The 20,900-nt window shown below is 65.6% G+C and carries 19 protein-coding genes; 9 read left to right on the forward strand and 10 right to left on the reverse strand.

Annotated features, from left to right (window positions below; genetic code table 11):
- Nucleotides 1-84 precede the first annotated feature (84 nt).
- Complete coding sequence (locus NVV90_RS09605; protein ID WP_258440915.1) at nt 85-1,788, forward strand: BTAD domain-containing putative transcriptional regulator; 1,704 nt, start codon at nt 85-87, stop codon at nt 1,786-1,788.
- Nucleotides 1,789-1,897: 109 nt separating this feature from the next.
- Entirely contained in the window at nt 1,898-2,485 is a 588-nt protein-coding gene (locus tag NVV90_RS09610; RefSeq protein WP_258440916.1) for a VOC family protein, read from the forward strand.
- 172 nt (nt 2,486-2,657) lie between these two features.
- On the opposite strand, the gene NVV90_RS09615 is transcribed toward NVV90_RS09610, so the two are convergent.
- On the reverse strand, nt 2,658-3,431 hold the full coding sequence (locus NVV90_RS09615; protein WP_258440917.1) for an IclR family transcriptional regulator: 774 nt from the start codon (nt 3,429-3,431) through the stop codon (nt 2,658-2,660).
- A gap of 154 nt (nt 3,432-3,585) precedes the next feature.
- On the opposite strand from NVV90_RS09615, the gene NVV90_RS09620 reads away from it, so the two are divergent.
- The 6 genes from NVV90_RS09620 to NVV90_RS09645 all read left to right on the forward strand — a co-directional run bounded on the left by NVV90_RS09620 (nt 3,586) and on the right by NVV90_RS09645 (nt 10,674).
- Complete coding sequence (locus NVV90_RS09620; protein ID WP_258440918.1) at nt 3,586-4,992, forward strand: MFS transporter; 1,407 nt, start codon at nt 3,586-3,588, stop codon at nt 4,990-4,992.
- A gap of 3 nt (nt 4,993-4,995) precedes the next feature.
- The gene (locus tag NVV90_RS09625) at nt 4,996-5,361 is read left to right on the forward strand and encodes an NIPSNAP family protein (RefSeq protein ID WP_258440919.1); all 366 of its coding nucleotides are present in this window, start codon (nt 4,996-4,998) and stop codon (nt 5,359-5,361) included.
- A 10-nt stretch (nt 5,362-5,371) separates the two neighbouring features.
- Complete coding sequence (locus NVV90_RS09630; RefSeq protein WP_258441130.1) at nt 5,372-6,205, forward strand: SDR family NAD(P)-dependent oxidoreductase; 834 nt, start codon at nt 5,372-5,374, stop codon at nt 6,203-6,205.
- A gap of 85 nt (nt 6,206-6,290) precedes the next feature.
- Nucleotides 6,291-7,676 carry a flavocytochrome c gene (locus NVV90_RS09635; RefSeq protein WP_258440920.1) on the forward strand — a complete coding sequence of 462 codons (1,386 nt, stop codon included), beginning with the start codon at nt 6,291-6,293 and terminating at the stop codon, nt 7,674-7,676.
- Nucleotides 7,677-7,699: 23 nt separating this feature from the next.
- Entirely contained in the window at nt 7,700-9,139 is a 1,440-nt protein-coding gene (locus tag NVV90_RS09640) for an FAD-dependent oxidoreductase (RefSeq protein WP_258440921.1), read from the forward strand.
- The gene (locus NVV90_RS09645; RefSeq protein WP_258440922.1) at nt 9,136-10,674 is read left to right on the forward strand and encodes an FAD-dependent oxidoreductase; all 1,539 of its coding nucleotides are present in this window, start codon (nt 9,136-9,138) and stop codon (nt 10,672-10,674) included. The genes NVV90_RS09640 and NVV90_RS09645 overlap by 4 nt, the downstream gene beginning before the upstream one ends.
- Nucleotides 10,675-10,714: 40 nt before the next feature.
- On the opposite strand, the gene NVV90_RS09650 is transcribed toward NVV90_RS09645, so the two are convergent.
- The 9 genes from NVV90_RS09650 to NVV90_RS09690 all read right to left on the reverse strand — a co-directional run bounded on the left by NVV90_RS09650 (nt 10,715) and on the right by NVV90_RS09690 (nt 19,651).
- The gene (locus NVV90_RS09650; protein WP_258440923.1) at nt 10,715-11,263 is read right to left on the reverse strand and encodes a TOPRIM nucleotidyl transferase/hydrolase domain-containing protein; all 549 of its coding nucleotides are present in this window, start codon (nt 11,261-11,263) and stop codon (nt 10,715-10,717) included.
- A 271-nt stretch (nt 11,264-11,534) separates the two neighbouring features.
- Complete coding sequence (locus NVV90_RS09655; RefSeq protein WP_258440924.1) at nt 11,535-12,764, reverse strand: MFS transporter; 1,230 nt, start codon at nt 12,762-12,764, stop codon at nt 11,535-11,537.
- A gap of 150 nt (nt 12,765-12,914) precedes the next feature.
- Complete coding sequence (locus tag NVV90_RS09660) at nt 12,915-13,187, reverse strand: hypothetical protein (RefSeq protein WP_258440925.1); 273 nt, start codon at nt 13,185-13,187, stop codon at nt 12,915-12,917.
- A gap of 31 nt (nt 13,188-13,218) precedes the next feature.
- On the reverse strand, nt 13,219-14,379 hold the full coding sequence (locus NVV90_RS09665; RefSeq protein ID WP_258440926.1) for an acyl-CoA dehydrogenase family protein: 1,161 nt from the start codon (nt 14,377-14,379) through the stop codon (nt 13,219-13,221).
- Between the two features lie 47 nt (nt 14,380-14,426).
- Nucleotides 14,427-15,314: a 3-hydroxyacyl-CoA dehydrogenase family protein gene (locus NVV90_RS09670; protein WP_258440927.1), complete on the reverse strand. Its 888-nt coding sequence runs from the start codon at nt 15,312-15,314 to the stop codon at nt 14,427-14,429.
- Entirely contained in the window at nt 15,311-16,108 is a 798-nt protein-coding gene (locus NVV90_RS09675) for an enoyl-CoA hydratase/isomerase family protein (protein ID WP_258441131.1), read from the reverse strand. The genes NVV90_RS09670 and NVV90_RS09675 overlap by 4 nt, the downstream gene beginning before the upstream one ends.
- An 11-nt stretch (nt 16,109-16,119) precedes the next feature.
- Entirely contained in the window at nt 16,120-17,346 is a 1,227-nt protein-coding gene (locus NVV90_RS09680) for an acetyl-CoA C-acyltransferase (RefSeq protein WP_258440928.1), read from the reverse strand.
- A 66-nt stretch (nt 17,347-17,412) separates the two neighbouring features.
- Nucleotides 17,413-18,615: an acyl-CoA dehydrogenase family protein gene (locus NVV90_RS09685; protein ID WP_258440929.1), complete on the reverse strand. Its 1,203-nt coding sequence runs from the start codon at nt 18,613-18,615 to the stop codon at nt 17,413-17,415.
- 154 nt (nt 18,616-18,769) lie between these two features.
- The gene (locus tag NVV90_RS09690; protein WP_258440930.1) at nt 18,770-19,651 is read right to left on the reverse strand and encodes a LysR family transcriptional regulator; all 882 of its coding nucleotides are present in this window, start codon (nt 19,649-19,651) and stop codon (nt 18,770-18,772) included.
- A 120-nt stretch (nt 19,652-19,771) separates the two neighbouring features.
- Here NVV90_RS09690 and NVV90_RS09695 point away from each other — a divergent pair, with 120 nt between their 5' ends.
- Nucleotides 19,772-20,845 (forward strand): YeiH family protein, encoded by a 1,074-nt coding sequence (locus tag NVV90_RS09695; RefSeq protein WP_258440931.1) that lies wholly within the window; start codon nt 19,772-19,774, stop codon nt 20,843-20,845.
- Nucleotides 20,846-20,900 lie beyond the last annotated feature (55 nt).

Here is a 20,900-nt window from a genome sequence, read left to right on the forward strand (position 1 = left end):
GCCGTCACTTCTGACGGTAGGGCGACTCTGTTCCCCGACCGTTCCCCCAGCTACCATGAGGGCGTGGAGAGGTGCGCCGTCGTCATGCTGGGCGCGTTCCGCGTCGTGATTGACGGCCGGACGGTTCCGGGCGACGTGTGGAAACGGACCAAGGCGGCCGGTCTCGTCAAGATCCTTGCCCTCGCGGAGGGGCGCCGGCTGCATAGGGAAGTAGTCGCGGATCTGCTCTGGCCCGATCTCAGCGCACAAGCTGCCGCTTCGAACCTGCGCAAGGCAATGCATTTCGCGCGCGCCGCCTTTGGCTCGCCCGACGCCGTGCAGGCGAGCGGCGACCTCCTGGTGTTGCTGCCCGACGCCGAGGTCTCCATAGACGCGGAGCGGTTCGAAGCGGACGGGCGCGCCGCGCTCGCCGCAGCGGCAGGGGTGGCCGAGGCACTGGCCCTGTATGGAGGCGAGCTGCTTCCTGATGATCGATTCGCCGTGTGGGCCGAGGATCCCCGCGAGCGGCTGCGCACGCTGTACCTGCGTCTGCTCAAGTCTGCGGCCAGGTGGGACGACGTGGTCAAGGTCGAGCCAGCGGACGAGGACGCCCACCGCGCGATCATGGTTCGCGCGCTCGACGCCGGCGATCGCCAGGGCGCGATCCGCCAGTTCGAGCGACTCTGTCGGCGGTTGCGGGCCGACTTGGGCGTCGGCCCAGGGGCGGCGACGGTCGCGGTTTACGAGGAGGCCATCGCCGAGGACAGCCGGCGCACTGAGAATCGCATGCGGGCCACGTTGGCGCGTGCACTCATCGCCCTCAATAGCGGCGACCTCATCGAAGCCACGTTATACGCCCGGCATGCACGCGAGCTGGCCATGGAAGCGAACCTGGGCCGGGAGATCGGTGAGGCCAGCGCGGTGTTGGCGATCGCGGCGAACATGCAGGACCGCTGGCCCGAGTCGTTCGAGGCCGAGTTCGTGGAGTTCACGCGACACGACTCCGAGCGCTCCGGCTACATTCTCGACGCACAGTTGTGCCTCGCCGAGTTCTGCCTGTGCGGACCGGACGGGCACCGGAACATTGCGCGCCGAGTAGCGCGTCTGCGGACGATCGCCGAGCGGGCAGGCTCGGTGCGCGGCCAGGCTATCGCCGAGCTGTTGCTGGGGGAGGCAGCACTGTTCTCCGGTGAACTCGGCGACGCGCGCAGCCTGCTCCAGTCCGCGCTCGAACTGCACCGCCGGGCCGGGGCCCCGGCTGGCGAGATCGTGACATTGCAACGACTGGCTGAGGTCGACCTCGCGCAGGATCGGCCCGAGGAGGCCGCGGCGGCAGCCAGTCGCGCCTTGGCTACCGCCGCGTCCACGTGGCTTGAGCCGCACCTCCGAGTACGGCTGTATGGGGTGCTCGCCGAGGCAGCGAGATCTCCGGCGCAAGCGGTCCGCATCATCGAGCGAGCCGACGCCGCTCTCGCCGCTAGGAACGTCTGCCTGCCGTGCTCGATGGGATATCAAGTCGCCGCCGCGACGAACTACGCACTGGCGGGGAAGCTGGACGCCGCCCGCCGCCGGCTCGCCAACGCTGAACAGCTCGCTGGCATGTGGCCTGGGGGGCCATGGCACGCTGCCGTCTGGGAAGCGCGGGCGGTCCTGCGCCGCGCAGAGGGTCATGAGGATCAAGCCATCGCCCTGTTTCGGGAAGCGGCGGCTGGTTTTGGCGAGCTGGGCAGGCGCCAAGACGAGCAACGCTGCCTGACCCGAGCAGCACAAGGATCGCCAATGACGAGCGGAACGCCTCTTGCCGGCTAAGTGGGATTTCGGGCCCGCCGGTGCAGGCCGCTCCGTTGCCCGGCGTGGGGTGGTCTGATACGTTCGCCGCATACCCCGTCGTAAGATGACGGCTGAGAGGAGGATGGCGATGGCCGATCCGGTCGGCGACATCATCGGAGACTATCGGGCGTTCGCCGCGCAGCAGCGCGACCGCCTGCTCGCCCGAGGCATCGACATCGCGCCCTACGAGCTGAGCCATCTCGCCGTCCGCGTGCCGGAGTGGGACCAGTATGTCCACCTGCGGACGCTGCTCGAACGCCACGCCATCGCCAATGTGGAGAACGTCTGGAACGGGCGGCCGATGTCCATGATCCTCCTCGCTGAGCCGCTCCGCGTCCTCGACGGCCAGGCGATCCCGCTCATCGAGCTCATCCCGCCCGTCCACCAGCGCGTCTACAAGATGGGCATGGAGCACGTCGGCGTGGTCGTCGGCGAGGAGGTCGACGCGTTCTCCCGCCGGCATCGGGCGGCGCTGACCGGCCAGCAGTTCCAGAACCAGTGGAACGAGCCGTATTACGTCCTGTTCGAGGACTTCACTCACGTGAAGTTCCACCGCCGTCCGCTGCGCGCGGTGATCGAGCTGCAGGGCGGGACGTTCGACGGCGTCCACCATGTCGACGGCTGGGTCCCGCAGCGTCTGGTCACCGCGACTGGCCCGAACCCACTGCCGCGCTGAGCGGAGCGCGCCACATGGGTCCTCCTGACCGAGGCGCTGACCGAGGCGCCCGAGGGTGGCCGGGGTCTCTGGGGCCATGCCCACACGAACGCCGAACTCGTCCAGGCCGCCCGGAGCGAGCTCGCCAAACTCGCAGAAGGCGCCTGATCGGGCCAAGGCGCTCGTCATCAGGTCATGAAATCGCAGCAGAGGTTTCGTGCTCCTTGAACTCCTTGGCGGTCTGCACAAGGCAGCTGGCAAGGCGTCTTGCGTCTTCCCGGGTGAACCGAGCTATGGGCAGGGCAACGCTGAGTGCCGCATGTTCGCCATCAATCACTCCCAGGGAGACAGCGAGGGCGGCGACCCCGCCTTCGCTTTCCTCGTAGTTTGCGCCCACGCCCGCCCTGCGGGTTTTTTCCAGATCCGCATGGATTCGGGCGGGATCGATTTTCATGTCGCGTCGCCCGGAGCCCGCTGACGCGATCTTGTATCGGGCATCAACCTCTTGCGGAGTCAGATCGGCGAGCATTGCCTTGCCCGCCGAGGTGACGTGGGCTGGAAGTACGACGCCTGTCCTTAGGCCGAAGCGCAAGGCATGGGTGGTGGCCTCGATGCCATCGAGATGGTGAATCTCGGTGCCGACGAGCGTCGCCAGATGGACTGTCTCGCCTACTCGTTCAGAGAGGCGCTCCAGGTATGGCCGAACGCGGAGGCGCAGGGGCGGAATCGGTTGCATCATGCCAGGCCGCAGGAACTCCGGGCCGGGGGAGTAGCGTTTTTGATTTCCCTGCCGCGCGAAGCCGTCTCCCACCAGGGTGGCGAGCAGGCGTTGCGCCGTGGACGGGTTGACGTCAAGTTCCTTTGCGGCCTCGGTGACGCTGAGGGAGCCTTTCTCGGCCATCAGCTTTAACAGGACCAAGGCCCGATGTACGGCCTCCACACGGGAAGAGTCTTCATTGCGTATCACGCAATAACTCTAACATCTATTGCGCCACAAACAATAGCGGGGCTACGGTTGCATCAGTTCCAGGTACGACACGGCGCAGTACGGATCAAGATTCCTTGACCGATCGCCACGCCTGGCATCCCCAATAATCCGCTCACCCGACAAAGGAGTCTTGATGAGTCAGCCCACCCCCGTCCCGTCCGTGAAGCGCCCGCTGCGAACCCGCACGCCGGCCCCACCCCAGGCCAGGCGCGCCGTCGTTAGCGGAACCTTCGGCTCCGCACTCGAATGGTTCGACTTCGCCATCTACGGAGCGATGTCAGCAACCGTCTTTCCCGCCGTGTTCTTCAACAAGTTGGACCCCGCAATCGGTTTGCTGGCCTCATTCGCTGCCTTCGGCGTCGGCTTCTTCGCCCGTCCGCTGGGAGGCATCGTCTTCGGCTATCTGGGAGACCGGTTCGGCCGCCGAAAGATCCTGTTGACCACTTTCGTCCTCATGGGCGCGGCGTCAATGATCATCGGACTGCTGCCGCCCTACTCCGCAATCGGGTTCATCGCGCCGCTGGCGCTGGTCCTCATGCGTTTCATCCAGGGCATTGCCCTGGGCGGTGAGGCCACCGGAGCCCAACTCATGACGATGGAGCATGCTCCGGCAGACCGGCGGTCGTTTTACGGGGCCCTCATGGCAATGGGATCGCCCATCAGCCAGGTGCTGGCCAATCTCATGCTGGCAGTCCTCTCCGGAGTGCTGAGCGGGGAGGCATTCCTTGCCTGGGGCTGGCGGGTGCCGTTCCTGCTGAGTATCTTCCTTGTGGCAGTGGGCATCTATATCCGTCTTAAGGTTGAAGAGACTCCGGTGTTCAGGGAGGGCGTTAAGGAGCTTGCGACCGAGCAGAGCAATCCGGCGATTGTGATGAAGACGCAAGGCGCGACCATTCTGCGGCTGATCCTGGCTTTCGCCCCGATCGTCATCACGTTCTACATCGTTTCCGTCTTCGGCATCAGCTACCTGACCAGCCACGGATTCACCCAAAGCGAGACGTTCACCATCATCATGATCTCCAATTTCCTGTCCGTGATCGCGATCTGGTGGGGCGGCCGGATGTCCGACGTCTACGGTCGTCGCAAGATTCTCATGATCGGCTCGGCCGGAACCCTGCTTGCGGCCTTCATCTTCTTCCCGGTCGCAAATCTGGGCAGCTTCCCGCTGGCACTTGCCGTGGTCGCCTTCGCCCTCGTCTCGGCACAGTTCGGCAACGCCGGTCAGGGGGCCCTCTTCGCCGAGGCCTTCCCCACCCACATGCGGTACACGGGATCTGCATTGGCACTCACGGGGTCGAACCTGATCTTCGCGGCCCCTGCCCCTTTCCTCGCCTCATGGCTGATGACCATCAGCGACGGCAACACCGTCTCGATCACCATCTTCTGGGTCGTCATCATTGTCGCCGCGTTGATCAACATGCTCCTGATGGGTGACGGCAAGACCCTTGAAGGGAAGTCGCATCGGTTCGGACGCTACGTACCGGCCGCCGAAACCGGTGATTCGGACTTTCAGGTCTCGACCAACGCCATGATGAAGTAACCGATGATCGTCGAGCAGCGCACCTACATCCTGCACACCGGGGCCAGTCTCAAGGAGTACCTCGAGGCGTACGAACAGATCGGGCTGCCCGCGCAAAAGCCAATCCTCGGGGGCTTCCTCGGATACTTCGTGACGGAGTTCGGCCGCCAAAACGAGCTGAACCACTTTTGGGCCTACACGGACCTCGAGGACCGGCGAACACGCCGGGCCGATCTGGCTAAGAACACTCGGTGGCAGGAATGCCTGGCCATCATCCGCCCCATGATCATGACCATGGAGAACAAAATCATGTATCCCACCTCTTTCTCACCCATTCGTTCCCTGCCCGTTACTGTCGATGACGCCAACACTGCCTTCACCAGGAACTGAGGTGCCCACCATGGAAATCACGCTCCCCGAATCCACCGACCGGGCAGTCCCGGAAATCAACACGGTCACCCGGACAGCCATTGTGACCGGCGGGGCCGGCGGCATGGGCAGGACGATCAGCCGACGCCTCGCAGCCGAGGGCTATGCCGTTGTTGTGGCCGACATTAACCAGGACGCTGCCGATCAGGCCGCGGCCGGCCTTCCGGAGATCGACGGCGCGGATCACCGCGGTTTCGGCGGCGACCTCACTGACAGCGCGGTCAACCGTGAGCTGGCCGTGCTCGCTGCCGAGATTGCTCCCATCGGTGTCCTGGTCAACGCCGTCGGCATTTCCCCGAAGCGCAACGGCCGGAAGATCCCGTTCTTCGAGCTCAGCGATGAGGAATGGAACCAGGTGATGGCGGTCAACGTCAGCGCCCCCTTCTTCCTCATCCGGGAGGCATTCCGGTACATGCCCACAGACGGCAGCGCGAGCATCGTGAACCTGCTCTCCATCACGGCGAAGCTGGGCACCGGTGGCCCGGCCGATGCCGGATTCGGTCCGTTCCTGCCCAGCACTGCGGCCTACGGGGCGTCAAAGGCTGCGCTGCAAAACCTGACCGCCAGCCTCTCGCACGAGCTGGCCGGCCGGCGGATCCGCGTCAATGGAATTGCCCCGGGCTTCGTTCAGACGCCGATGATGGGAGAGGTTCCCGTGGATGAGAGGCTCCTGGGTCAGGTGCCGATGAAGCGCTTCGCGAGGCCCGAAGAGATCGCCGACGCGGTCGCCTTCCTCATCAGCGAGCAGGCCAGCTACATCACCGGCATAAGCCTCGACATCAACGGCGGCTGGCTTACCTGCTGATCGCCCACGGACACGCCGCGCCGAACCCCGGGGTCACCGTTCCAGTCTTCCGCAATACATCCGAAAGCGAGCGTGCACTACTACCATGCGCGAACATACATACGATCTGATTGTCGTCGGCTCCGGCATCGCCGGGCAGACGGCCGCAACCTCAGCTGCTGAGGCGGGCCTGAACGTGGTCCTGCTGGAAAAAACCGCAAGCCTTGGCGGGTCTTCCGCGATGAGCGGCGGCTGGTTCGCGTTCACCGGCACCGAAGAGCAGGAAGCGGAGGGCATCGAGGACTCTCCCGAACTGTTCCTGCAGGACATGCTCGAGGTCGGACAGTACCTCAACGACACCGCCTTGCTGCAGGCCTACCTCACCCACCAGCAGGAGACCTACCGGTGGCTCAAGCATCACGGAGTGGAGTTCCGCGAGGTGGAGATCAGTTCCGGGCAGTCGGCACGCCGCAGCCACAACTCGGTGATAACGGAAGTCCTGGCCTCACTCCACCGCGACTTCACCGCCGCCGGAGGACGGACGCTCCTCAACTACCGGGCCGTGCGGCTGGTGCAGGACGACTCGGGACGGGTCACGGGGGTGATCACCCGGTCAGAACAGTCCGAGGAAAAGTTCACGGCAACAGCTGGTGTCATCCTGGCCACCGGCGGATTCAGCCGAGGGACTGAGCTGCTGAAGACCTTCGCTCCCGAGCAGTTGGCCGCCATCCCTTACGGGGGAAAGGGCAATACCGGGGACGGATTGCGGATGGCGTGGAAGCTCGGTGCCGGCATGGCCGACATGTCATTCGTCAGCGGAACGTACGGCTCCCACCCGGACACCGGCGAGGACTTCCACGAACTGCTGACGGCCTACTACATGGGGGCCGTCATCGTGAACAAGCACGGCCGGCGCTTCGTCGACGAGTCCCAGGATTACAAGACACTTGGCCGAGTGGTCCTGGACCAGCCCGAGGGACTCGGCTTCGAAATCTTCGATGCGAAAGTACGGGCGAAGTCCCACAGGGGCATCCCGCTGAAGGACATCGATACCCTCGAGGACATCGGACACGTGCACAAAGCCGACACCCTCGAGGAACTCGCCGAAATTGCCGGCATTGACCCTGGCGCCCTGGCCGAGACGATCCGTCTCTACAACGCCGCCGTTGTCGGTGGGCAACCGGACGAGGTCGGTCGGAGCAACCTGTGTAACGGGGTCGGTGAACTGCTGCCCATCGACGAGGCTCCCTTCTACGCCTACCCCGCCAAGTCACTGATGACCACCACGTACTGCGGCGTGACGATCACCGATCGAGGGCAGGTCCGCGACGTCAACGGCGAGGTCATCGACGGGCTCTACGCCATCGGAGAAGTCACCGGCGGATTCCACGGTGCGGCTTACATCACGGGCACGTCCCTGGGCAAGGGCGCCGTGTTCGGCCGCATTGCGGCCGAGCACGCCGCCTCAAGGCTTGGCGTCGGCGTCCGATGAGATCACCACAGAGGAGTATTTCCATGTCACATCATGAAAACGTTGACGAGACACGCCAGGTGGACGTCGTCGTCGTCGGGTCCGGGGTCAGCGGCTCAGCCGCGGCCATGACGGCGGCCCGGTCCGGGGCGAACGTGGCGCTGCTGGAGAAGTCGGACACCTTCGGCGGGTCAGCCGCCCTGTCGGCAGGCATGTTCTGGACCGCGCCCACCGTCGAGGCCTACCAAGCCCGCATCCCCCTGGGAAACCTGGAGCTCGGCGCACGAGTGGTGGGGGACTACCAAGAGGCGCTCGCCGAGCTGCGCGCCTCGGGCGTGAGAGTGGCCGATGAGCCCAAGCAGGACATCATGACGTTCGGCATCGGCTACTCGACCGACATTCACGCAACCCTTGCCTGGTGCAGGGCGGAAATCATCGCAGCGGGAGGCCAGGTACACACCAATGCGCCGGTGATCGAGCTGCTTCACGACGGCCGCCGCGTCACGGGGGTGATTGCCCGTGAGGATGGGAAGCGCCTGGTGCGCTACGAAGCAAAGGCGGTCATTGTGGCCACCGGCGGCTTCCAAGGCGCCCGCGATGAACTCACCCGCCACATTGGTCCAAACGCCGATCGGCTGATGCTGCGTTCCAATCCCGGCAGCGTCGGCGACGGGCTGCGCCTGGCCCGCTCTGCCGGAGCAGGGGGCACGACGGCGATGAGCACCTTCTACGGGCACCTGCTTCCCTATCCCGTTGGCCGGTTCCAGGCGCAGGACTACCTGCCGTACTCGCAGTACTACTCCGGCTCCACCGTGCTGGTGAACCTGCTTGGAGAGCGGTTCACGGATGAGACGAACGGTGACGAACTGCTCAACCAGGCCGTCACCTTCCAACCACAGGCCCGGGGGGTGCTGATTTTCGACGAGCACGTGCGCAGCACCGAAGCGATCGAGGAACCGTTCCCAGGTCTTGGAGCCACTGACCGGTTCGCTACGGCAGTGGAAGCCGGCGGCTTCCACGCGGTGGCCGGCAGTCTGCCCGAGCTGCTGGACCAGGTCGCGGCATGGGGAATCGACCGCGAAGCCCTGGGCCTTAGCCTGGAATCCTACACCGATGCGGTGGCCTCCGGCGGAGGAGTCGCGCGCGGCATCAAGGTCTCCGGCACGGCCCGCGCCCCGCAACAGGGACCTTTCTACGCCCTGATGGTCCAGCCATCCATCACCTTCACCTTCGGGGGAGTGCGCACCAACACCGACGGCGAGGCCCTTGACCATGACGGCCGGCCCATCCCCGGCCTCTACGCCGCAGGAGCCGACATCGGCGGGCTGTCCAACTACGGCTACGCTGGAGGGCTGGCACCGGGATACATCACCGGACGCTGGGCCGGTCGATCCGCATCCCAACAGGCCTCCGCCGTCGAAATCAACCGCGGCACGGCCTCCATCAGCCCCGCGTACGCGACGACAAACGGAGAAACAGCATGAGAACCACCGCGGATGTCCTCGTCATCGGTGGAGGCGGCTCAGGAATGAGTGCGGCCATCTCCGCAGCGACCAGCGGGGCCACTGTGATCCTGCTCGAAAAGTGCCCCAAGGTCGGGGGCAGCACCGCAATGTCGGTCGGGTCATTCACGGCGGCAAACACCTCTTACCAGTACCGCGCCGGCGTCAACGACAGCATCGAGCTGTTCGTCGAGGACATGAAGGTGGCCAACGGCCACTTCGAGGACCGGGAGAACAAGGAGCTGCGCCGCATCCTGGCCGAGAACGCCGGACCGACCGTGGAATGGCTCTCCAGCATCGGCGTACAGTTCCTCGGACCGACCCCCGAGCCTCCGTACGAGAAGCCACGGATGCACAACGTCCTGCCGAACTCCTCCGCCTACGCTTCGGCTCTGCTCCGCGAATGCAGGAAGCGCGGCGTTGAAGTGCGCACCTCCATGCGCGTGGAGAAACTCCTCCGCAACGCCGCGGGCGAGATCATCGGAGCACACGCCAACGGAACCGAATTCTTTGGGCGCCGCGGCGTCATCCTGGCCACCGGTGACTACTCCGCCTCGACCGAGATGAAGGCCGAGTTCGTCGGAGAGGCTGCCTCCAAGGTGCCGCCGGTGAACCAAAACAGCACCGGGGACGGGTTCAAGCTGGGCACCGACGTCGGTGGAGTCATGATCCAGATGGACCGCCTCTACGAAGGACTGCGGTTCGCTCCCTCAAAGCGGCCCGACCCCATCAAGATCCTGCCCTCGCATCCTTGGCTCTCCAAGGCCATGCGCATCGTCGTCGAGCGGCTGCCAAAAAACCTGCTCGCCTACGTCATTCGTGGCGCCCTGACCAGCTGGGTGGGACCGAACAACACGATGTACCAGGCAGGAGCCATCCTGGTGGGGCATTCCGGGAATCGGATTGCCAACGAAGACTCAGACAAGCTCATGGCGCGCGCCGCGGCGGCTGATGGGAAGAACACAGCATTCATGATCTTTGACGAGCGCGTGGCCAGGAAATTCTCCAGCTGGCCCAACCCCGTCTCCACCTTCCCCGGGGTGGCCTACGCCTATGTCGACGACTACAAGCGTTTCCGGCCTGACGTCTACCACCGGGCTGAAACCATCGAGGAACTCGCTACGAGCATCGGGGTCACGCCCTCAGTTCTGAAATCCACGGTCGAGGAATGGAACGCCGATGTCGCCAACGGGAAAGACAGCAGGTTCGACCGGCAGCACCTGGGGGACGGCGTCGGGCAGGGGCCGTTCTACGCTCTGGGCCCGATGAACGCTTTCATCACCCTTGCCGACGGCGGTCTCGCCGTGGACACCCATCTGCGTGTGACACAGGCCGGCGGCGAGGCAATACCGGGGCTCTGGGCCGCAGGATCCACAGGCCAGGGCGGCCTCCAGCTCCTCAACCACGGCCTGCATATCGGATGGGCGATGGTCTCCGGCCGCCTCGCCGGCCGCAACGTGGCCCAGGCCCAAAACCGCCTCGATCTTGAGGCCGTTGAGAGCGTCGCAGTCGGCTGAATTCGGCGAGGTGGTGGATGACCGCTCTTGGACAGGTGGATCACTGTGAGAATGATGCAACGAGGCGGGCGAGCGGCGGGGGCGCATGTCCGGCCGGCAAGGCGTCGACCAGCAGTGGCGCGTATCGGACCTTGTTACCGCTGCGTCCTCCGAAGAAACGGCGCAATTGCGCCGTTGTGGGCCGCTCTCGCTGTGACGGCTGGCGTTGGAGCAGCCGGAACGACGCGAGCTCGCCTTGAGCCGCGATGACTTCGAGCACGGCATCGATCCCAAGGCAGCGGATGAGTTCGTCCTCCAGGTCGGCGTCACAGACGTGGAACCCCAGCCCGTCCAGCGGACCGGACCCTATGCCTGCCCGGTCGAGCGCACGGGCGATGCCACGGGCCTCACCTGCATCACACAGACCAAGCAACCGCTCGCCCCCACCATTCGGGCCGTAGCGGTCGAGGAAATGGACGATGCTGGTGGCACCTCCCATCGGTACGACCGATACCCGCTCGGCTGCCAGGTCATGGCCAAGGCGAACGGCCAGCGTCTCGACCGCCAGCCGGTCACTCTCGCCCTCAACCAACACCGTAGTCGCCTGCATGGAACCAGTATGGCGGACGTGCAGGACGGCTTTCCGGCTTCGGCCGTTTGTCGGCGGGTGCATGGTCTCTTGGCAGCGGCTGGTCGGCAAGCGGATCGTGGAACAAAGCGACTGGTTCCGGTTGCATGGGCCGCAGCATCGTCCTTTCCCAACCGTGTGCACGGACGCATCGTTGAATCGAACACCCCCGGCAAGGAAATCCGGATCTACCGCCGCCCAACCGATCCGCCTGAGCCGGGGCCTGCGTCAACGCGGGACGCTCGCCAACGACTCAGTCAGCACTCCTAAGCTGTGCCATCACCCGTACCGCGTCACGGGCGGGGTTCACCAGGATCATGGCCAGAACCGCGCCGACAATCGCAGCAATGCCGAATACTTGGAAGGATTGTGCGTATCCGACGGCCGCTGAAACTGCCTGGTCCACGATCAGTCCCGTCAAGGGCGGAGCCACGATGCCTCCGAGGGCCATCAGGGCAAGGAACATGCCCAGCGAACCCGCCACCTGATGCTTGGGACAGATCTGCGAAATGGCAGCGTTCATGATGGGAGCGAGGATGCAGCCGATTCCGTAGCCGATGGAGACAACTGCCACGACCACGATGGGAGTGCCGATATAGGGCAGCACGGCCATGGACAGGCCACAGACAAGGAGTCCTGACGCCGGGACGATTCCCCTCATGATCCTTGAACTCACGCCCCGGCTCATGAACCTGTCGCTGAAGTACGTGCTGGCGAACATTGCGAGCATGGCGGCCATGCTGGGGAAGCCGAACATCGCTCCAGCCTGTAGGCGGGTGAAACCCAATCCGACCTCGAAGTATGACGGCAACCACGTGAGGACAACGGTCAGCAGCGCGTACATGGGGACCACGGCCGCAACCGCACCCAGGAAGGTCGGCGTGCGGAAGATCGACATCCACGGAACAGAGGGAGATGAATCCGTGGCCGAACCCTTGACGGCTGGGATCCGGACTTCGCCATAGGGCCCCGGCCGCCAGGTGAAGTACCACAGTGCACACCAGCCCAGGCCCACCACCAGCATGGCCACGAAGGCGGAATGCCAGCCGAACTGCACAATGAGTAACGCCAATGCCGGTGCAACGGCGATCTTTGCCAGCGAACTTGAGGATGCGATGAACGCCCCGGGCATCGAACGCCTTTCCACTGGGTGCCATGAATACACGGCCGTGTGGATGAGAGCACCGGAAGGACCCTCTGTCAGACCGAGCAGGAAGCGGCTGGCCAGGAGGACCATGAAACTGCCGGCGACGATCATGGGCACCATGCAGGCCGCCCAAATGACGGCCAACGCCATCAGCGACCATTTGAGGGAGGCCCACTTGTTGATCAGTCCGGCAAAGAATCCGCCGGCCGAGAACGCGAAGAAGAACACGCTGGCGGTCAGCCCGATTTGGGCCGAGGTGAGGCCGAATTCGTCCTTGAGGGGTTGGGCGACAAGTCCGAGCAGGATCTTGTCGCTGTAGTTAACGGTGTAGAGCAATACCAAAACAGACGTCAGGCCCCAGGCCCTCGCGCGTGACTCTCGACCCGGCGGCGTCGTTGTCTCCGGTGGTGCTTGCCGTATGGTGGCTTTGGACATTGTCATTACCCTTCTATTGTTGCGCATCGTCGCCCAACAGCACGGACCGGCCTAGCTCGCAAGCCTTGCCGGATTTGGGGCCCTTCGGTCTTGCAATATCCGCGTATCCACGCGCCAGATATCGAGTCCGTCGCCGACGTGGATCATGACGCGGCCGCTTCCTCCTGCCAGGTGGATCCACAGGATGGTGCCATCAGGGCTGACATCGTCCACCCAGCCGGCGCCGGTTACCCGTTGCTCCCGGCGCAGCTCGACGAACTCGTTGCGCCAGAGGTACTTCCACCGGGTCATCAGATAGGGTTCACGTCGCCTCAATGTGTGCATGAATCGGGCTCCTTCGAGTGGGGCTTCCGGGTCAGCGGAACGCCGGGACGCCGGTGAGCCGGTGGCCCAGGATGAGGGTGTGGACTTCGTCGGTGCCTTCGTAGGTCCGCACGGATTCCAGGTTGTTCGCGTGGCGCAGCGGCGAGTAGTCGAGGGTGATGCCGTTGCCGCCGAGGATGGTGCGGGCCTCGCGGGCGATCTTGATGGCCTCGCGGCAATTGTTCAACTTGCCGAACGAGATCTGCTCCGGCTGCAGCGTGCCGGCGTCCTTCTTGCGGCCCAGGTGCAGGGCGAGGAGGAAGCCCTTGTTGATCTCCAGTGCCATGTCCACGAGCTTCTGTTGGGTCAGCTGGTATCCGGCCAGTGGTTTGCCGAAGGGCAGCCGTCCCTTGGAATAGTCCAGGGCGGCCTCGAAGGCGTCACGGGCGGCGCCCATGGCGCCCCAGATGATCCCGTAGCGGGCCTCGTTCAGGCAGCTGAGGGGACCCTTGAGTCCGACGACGTTCGGCAGCACCGCGGATTCGGGCAGGCGCACATCGGTGAGTTCGACATCGCACTGGATGGAGGACCGCATGGACAGCTTCGGTCCGATCGGGGTGGCCGTGAATCCCGGCGTCTTCGTGGGCACCACGAAGCCCCGCACGCCGTCGTCGGTCTGAGCCCAGATGATCGCCAACCGGGCGACGGACGCCAGCCCAATCCATCGCTTGGAGCCGTTGAGGACCCAGTCACTCCCGTCTCGGCGGGCGAACGTAGTCATGCTGCCCGGGTCCGAGCCGGCAGCAGGCTCGGTCAAGGCGAAGCAGCCGATGGCCTCGCCGGCAGCCATTTGGGGCAGCCACTCCTGCTTCTGTTCCTCGGAGCCGTGCTTGTAGATGGCGCTCATGGCCAGGGATCCCTGCACGGAAACGAACGTCCGCACACCCGAGTCCCCGGCTTCAAGTTCCGCGCCTGCCAGCCCGTAGTCCACGGCGGAGCGGCCGGCGCAGCCGTAGCTTTTCAGGTGCATGCCCAGCAGGCCCAGCCTGGCCAGTTCCGGGAAGATCTCCACCGGGAGGTGGGCCTTTTCGTACCAGCCGGCGATGTTGGGCTTGATCTCGCTGTCAACGAAGGACCGTACGGAATCGCGCAATGAACGTTCTTCTGCGGTGAGCAGGGCATCAAAATCAATCAGATCGCTGGGATCAGACATGGGTGTGGGCCTTTCACTGGGGGTGGTCGAGTACTCGGGGCGGGCGTTCAGCTCCAGTCGTAGAAGCCCTTGCCCGTTTTGCGGCCCAGTTCCCCGGCCGCAACCTTGTCGCGGAGGATCTGCGGGGGTGCGAAGCGCTCACCGAGGGTCGAGCGCAGGTATTCGGCGATGCCCAGGCGAACGTCGAGCCCGACGATGTCGGTGGTCTTCAACGGCCCCATCGGGTGTTTGTAGCCCAGGACCATGGCGTTGTCGATGTCTTCGGCGCTGGCAACTCCCTCGTCGACCATCCGCATTGCCTCCAATGCGATGGCGACGCCGAGGCGGGACGACGCGAAGCCGGGCGCGTCACGGACAACGACTGCGGTCTTGCCCAGCGCCGTTACCCACTGCCGTGCGGCGGCGAGGGTCTCTTCGGAGGTCTTCTCCGCGACAACCACCTCGATGAGGGTGGAGGCGGGGACGGGGTTGAAGAAGTGCAGGCCGATGAACTGCTCGGGCGTGGGCAGCGCTTCGGCGAGCCTGCTGACCGACAGGGACGAGGTGTTGGTCGCCAGACAGGCGTGCGGGGAGAGGTGTTCCGCCACGTCGCTGAGTGCGGTCGCCTTCAGTTTTGCGTCTTCGGGAACCGCCTCGACGACGAGCTCGCAGGAGGCGAAGGCGGCGTAGTCGGTGCCCGTGTCGAACCTCGCGAGGACCTCGGCCTGGTCCCCGGACAGGAGGCCGCGGTCAAACGACGCCGCGACGGATGCGGCGACGCGCTGGTGGGCGCCGCGGGCAGCTTCCTCGTCCCGCTCGACGACGATGACGCGTGAGCCGTTCACGAGGAAGGCGTGGGCGATGCCGGCGCCCATGCGGCCGCCGCCCAGTACGCCGACGGTGGCGGGGAGCAGACCTGCGGGGCTGTTCTGGCTTGCTTCGTTGCTGTTTGTCATGACTGCTTCTTCCTGTCCAGGAACTGCTGCATGCGGTCGAATTTCGCCGCGGATTCGAAGAGCAGGCCCTGGGTGAGGTTGTCGATGAGTGGGTGGACTTCGCGCGGGCTGTGGAACACGGTCTTCGTCAGGCGGACCGCGAGGGGATCCTGGCGTGCGATGCGCCCTGCCAGGGCGTGGGCCGCGTCGAGGAGGGCCCCGGGTTCCACGAGTTCGGTGACCAGTCCCGCGGCCAGGCATTCCTCGCCGGTCAGGGTGCGTCCCGCGAGGAGGATCTCTTTGGCCAGGGGTTCCCCGACAAGCTCACGAAGACGCCAGGTGGCACCTGCTGCTGCCATGATGCCCAGCCCGGTTTCCGGGTTGCCCATGCGCAGGCCGGAGGTCCCGATCCGGAAATCGGCGGCGTAGGCGAGCTCGGCGCCCCCGCCGAGGGCGTAGCCGTCCAGGGCGGCGATCACGGGCAGGGGAAGGTTCGCGATCCGGTCGAACAGTGAGGAGTTGATGCCGGCCAGGGCATCATCCCGACGGCGTTCGCGAAGTTGGGCGATGTCCGCGCCGGAGGCGAATATGGCCTTCTCGCCCGTCTCCGGGTCCGCTGGAGTTCCCGACAGGATGAGGATTTTCGGCGCGCGCTCAAGGTAGGCGCATACAGCGTGCAGCTCGTCCACCATGGTCTGGTCGATGGCGTTGCGCACCTCGGGGCGGTCCAGCCGGACCGCCACCCGGTCCCCGCGCTCCTCGAGCAGCAACGTTACGAAAGCCGAGGCATCCAACGCCGTCCCGGCGTCGTTCATCACCGCTGTCACTACACGCCTTCCAGCAGGAGGGCGGTGCCCTGGCCCACGCCGACGCACATCGTGGCGAGGCCGAGCTTGCGTCCTTCCCGGGCCAGTTCGCGTTCCATACGCCCGAGCAGGGTCACCACCAGGCGGGACCCCGAGGAGCCGAGCGGGTGGCCGAGGGCGATGGCACCGCCGTCGGAATTTACGATGTCTTCTTCCAGCTTCAGCTCCCGCATGACGGCCAGCGACTGCGAGGCGAAGGCCTCGTTCAGTTCGACGGCGCCCAGGTCGCCGACCGAGAGGCCGGCGCGCCCGAGGACCTTTCGCGTGGCAGGGACGGGGCCGATGCCCATGATCTCCGGGGCCACGCCCGCGGAGCCGCCCTCAAGGATCCGTGCCCGCGGCGCCAGGCCGTACTTCCTGACCGCGGCTTCGGAGGCGACCACAATGGCCGACGCGCCGTCGTTGAGCGTGGAGGCGTTGCCGGCGGTGACCACGGAGCCGCCCTTGACCACGGGCCGGAGGCCGGAGAGGACGTCCGTGGTGGTTCCGGCCCGGGGTCCTTCGTCGGTGTCCATGACGGTCACGGCGCCCTTGCGCCCTGCCACGCTGACGGGCACGATTTCGTCCGCAAAGCGGCCGGCCTGGATAGCGGCGAGTGCCCGTTCGTGGGAGCGGACGGCAAAGGCGTCACAGTCGTCCCGGGACGTGCCGAAGACCCGTGCCACTTCCTCGGCAGTCTCCGGCATGGAGAACGCGGCCTTGCCGTCGCGGGAGAGCTCGCCGGAAAGGAAGGCGGGGTTGGTGAAGCGCCATCCGATGGAGGTGTCGAACACGGCCCCCGGCTTGGCGAACGCCGTGGTGGGCTTCTCCATGACCCAGGGGGCGCGGCTCATCGACTCAACGCCGCCCGCGACCACGATGTCAGCGGCGCCGGCTTTGACCATGTGGCTCGCCATGATGATGGCGGACAGTCCGGAGGCGCACAGGCGGTTGACGGTGATGCCGGGAACGGTGTCCGGGAACCCGGCGAGCAGCCAGGCCATCCGTGCAACGTTGCGGTTTTCCTCACCGGCGCCGTTGGCGTTGCCGAGGATGACCTCGTCCACCAGTGCGGGATCAATGCCGGCGCGTTCGACGGCGGCCCTCACGGTCAGTGCCGCGAGGTCGTCAGCCCGGACGGACGAGAGGGCGCCGCCGTAGCGGCCCACGGGCGTGCGGGCGCCGCCGATCAGAAATGCTTCAGCCATGGTTTTGGTTCCTTAAGTTCGTGTCGCTGTCGATCTGTCGCGATCCGCGGCAGCGGATCAGGACGTTCAGTTGAAGGCGGAGATGCCGGTGATGTCGCGGCCCACGATGAGTGCCTGCATGGAGTCGGTGCCCTCATAGGTGGAGACCACTTCCATGTCGGTCATGTGGCGGATGACGTGGTTCTCCAGGAGCAGTCCGTTGCCGCCGAGCAGATCGCGTGCTTCGTTGCAGATCCACTTGCCCTTCTGGGCGGTGGCCATCTTGACCATGGATGCCTGGGCGTTGGTGAGCTGGCCCCGGTCCGCGAGTTCGGCCATGCGGGTGCACAGCAGCTGCATGGTGGTGAGTTCGCTGAGCATGTTCGCCAGCCGGGACTGCACCAGCTGGAATGAGGCAATGGGCTTGCCGAACTGGATGCGGGTCTGGGCGTAGTCCGAGGCGATTTCGAAGACAGCCATGGCATGTCCTACGGCCTCCCAGGCGGCGCCGCCACGGGTGGCCTGCAGGACCCGGGCCACGTCGCGGAACGAGTGGCAGCCTTCCAGCCGGTTGGACGCGGGAAGCCGCATCTCCTCGATGACGATGCCGGCCTGGAGGATGGCGCGCTTGCCCACCTTGCCGGTGATGACGGTGGGGGCGTAGCCCGCGGGGTAGCGGCCGTCGCTGTCCTTTTCGACCACGAAGGCGTTGACGTTCCCATCTTCGGTGTTACGGGCAAACAGGACGATGACGTCCGCCGCGTGCCCGTTGCCGATCCAGCGCTTGTGGCCGTTCAGGACCCAGTGCTCGCCGTCGCGCCGGGCGCTGGTCTCCAAGGCAACGGAGTCCGAGCCGTGGTCCGGCTCGGTCAGGGCGAAGGCGCCGGTCTTCTCAATCCGGGCCAGTGCCGGGAGCCAGCGCTGCTTCTGCTCGTCGCTGCCCAGGATGTTCAGGGCGCCCATGCACAGATTGGAGTGGACGCCCAGGAAGGTGTTGAGGCTGCCGTCCGCACGGGCCATCTCGCGGGCCACCATGCCGGCGGCCTTGCGGCTCATTCCCGGGCATCCGTAGCCCTGGATGGTGGTGCCGATGATGCCCAGCTCCGCCAGGGGCGGCAGGAGCTCCTCAGGGAACTCGGCCTTCTCCCAATAGGCGTTGATGACCGGCAGGACACGCTGCTCGGCGAAGCCGCGGACCTTGTCCCGGATGGTGATTTCCTCGGCGGTGAGGTCGTCGTCGAGGCGGAAGTAGTCCGACGTCGCAGTGTGCTGATCGACTGTGGTGGTCATGATGGCAGCTTCCGTTCTTGAGCTTGACTGAACTGCTGCTAACGATCCCATCGCGATTACTTTCAGTCCAATACCTATTGGGGTGCTCATTATTGCGAAAAATGCAATAGTCCGATGGTGTGCCTGGACAGTGCGTTAACGGGGCGTCGCCCTCTCAGAGGCCGGTGCGTGCCTGTGCGCAGATGCCCAGCAGCATGGCCGCCGGTCCGTCCGACGGGGCCGGTCCGCTCCAGATGGCCTGCAGGTTCCGGGCCAGGTTTCCCTCGCGCAGGGGCACCTCGGTGAAACTGCCCATTCGCAGGGATCCTTCCACGGCCAGGCGGCTCAGCATTGCCGGCCCCATGCCGGCCGAGACCGACTGGCAGATGGCGGAATTGCTGTTGAATTCCACAATCGGCGTGGCCCTGTTTGCGCCGACGCGCTCGTCGAGGAAGGCCCTGGTCCCGGATCCGGCTTCCCGCTCCAGCAAGTGCGTTGCCGCCAATTCCTTCAGGGTGACAGGTTCCCGGCGCGTGGCCCAGGGGTGGCCGGGAGGGGCGATGAGCACCAGTTCGTCGCTCCACACCGTCAAGGACGATAGCTGCGGGGGTATGTCCGGGGTCTCGACGAAGCCGAGGGCGACGTCGCGGTTCTGTACGGCGGCAATGACCTCGCTGGAATTCATGACCCGCAGCCTGGTCTTGATGCGTGGATCGGCCTCATGCAGCCGGCCGATCCACGTCGGTGCCAGATGCTCGGCAACCGTCATGCTCGCGGCGAAGGTGAACTCCCGGTCCGCTGGGGCGGCCAGCGCCTGCGCGCCGGTCCACAGGGTGTTGAGGCCCTGGAGCACTTCGCGCGCCCATTCGACGGTCAGCGCACCCTCCGGGGTGAGCTTCGAGCCGGTGGTTGCCCGGGACAGCAGCGGGTAACCCAGTCGCCGCTCCAGGGTCTTCACGGCCCGCGTCGCATTCGATTGGGCCATGCCCACGGCGCGTGCACCGGCACTGAGGCTGCCGTGGTCGGCGATGCCCACCAGGAGGGCGAGCGAAGACATTTGTATCCAATGTTCTATCCCGGGCTTCCGCTCCGATGCGCCATCCATATCAACATCATATGTCCGTGATGGTCGGGCTGTGCCTACCGGGGAAATGCGGGGCATGAAATGTTTCGTAATATGCGAAACAATGACGTCTCACTCGACTTCACGGGGAAAATCACCGCGCCCAAGGCGGTCGAACCGGGTCCTGATGTGGGGCACGCTCAGCAATTCCGCCAACTGTTGCCCGGCCTCGCCGCATGCATCATTGGCGGGGCGGCCTCGATGGCCGGCACCAGGCTGCTGCCCGGAGCCAGCCCGCTGCTGATTGCCATCCTGCTCGGTGCTCTCTGGCGCAATGCGCTGCCGGTCCCCGCGGCGTTCCACCCCGGTGTCGGGTTCTCCTCCAAGGCGCTGCTGCGTTTGGGCATCGTGCTTCTGGGGCTTCAGCTTTCGCTCTCCACGATCCTGGCGCTCGGCCCAGGCGTGCTGCTGGTGGTGGTGCTCTGCGTCGGCTTGACGTTCGGGGCCACGCTCATCATCGGCGGTTGGCTGGGCATCGAATTGCCGCAACGGCTGCTGATCGCGGCCGGATTTTCGATCTGCGGTGCCGCGGCAGTGGCCGCCACGGAAAACGCCACCCGGGCCAAGCAGGAGCAAGTGGCGACGGCGATCGGCCTGGTGGTGCTCTTCGGCACCTTGATGATCCCGGCCGCCCCCGCGGTGGGTGCGCTCTTCGGCATGGACGATGAAGCCATCGGGATGCTCATCGGGGCCTCGATCCACGAGGTGGCCCAGGTGGTGGCTGCCGGGGGAGCGGTCAGTTCGAGCGCACTGGCCGTGGCTGTGACCGTCAAACTGGCCCGCGTCGTGACCCTCGCCCCCATTGTGGCCGGGCTGAGCATCTACATGCGGAAGAAGCACGCCGTGGCGGAAAGCAAGAAGCCGCCGATCGTTCCGTTGTTCGTGGTCGGCTTCATGGCGGCGATGCTGCTGCGCACCACGGGGACGGTGCCGGTACCGCTGCTCGAAGCGGCCCAGATGGCGCAGACGTTCCTGCTTGCCGCCGCAATGTTCGGGCTCGGCCTCGGAGTCCACATCCGCGGGCTGATGCGCTCCGGCAGCCGCTCGCTGGTGCTCGCGGCGGTGGCGACCCTGGTGATCCTGGTGGTTGCGGTGGCCGGGACCCTCCTCTTCCCGCCGGCAGGCTAGCGCTGTCGAAGGCAGAATATCCCCGGGCGAACCATCGCCCGGGGATATTTGCGCC

Source organism: Arthrobacter sp. CJ23 (assembly GCF_024741795.1).
GTDB lineage: Bacteria > Actinomycetota > Actinomycetes > Actinomycetales > Micrococcaceae > Arthrobacter.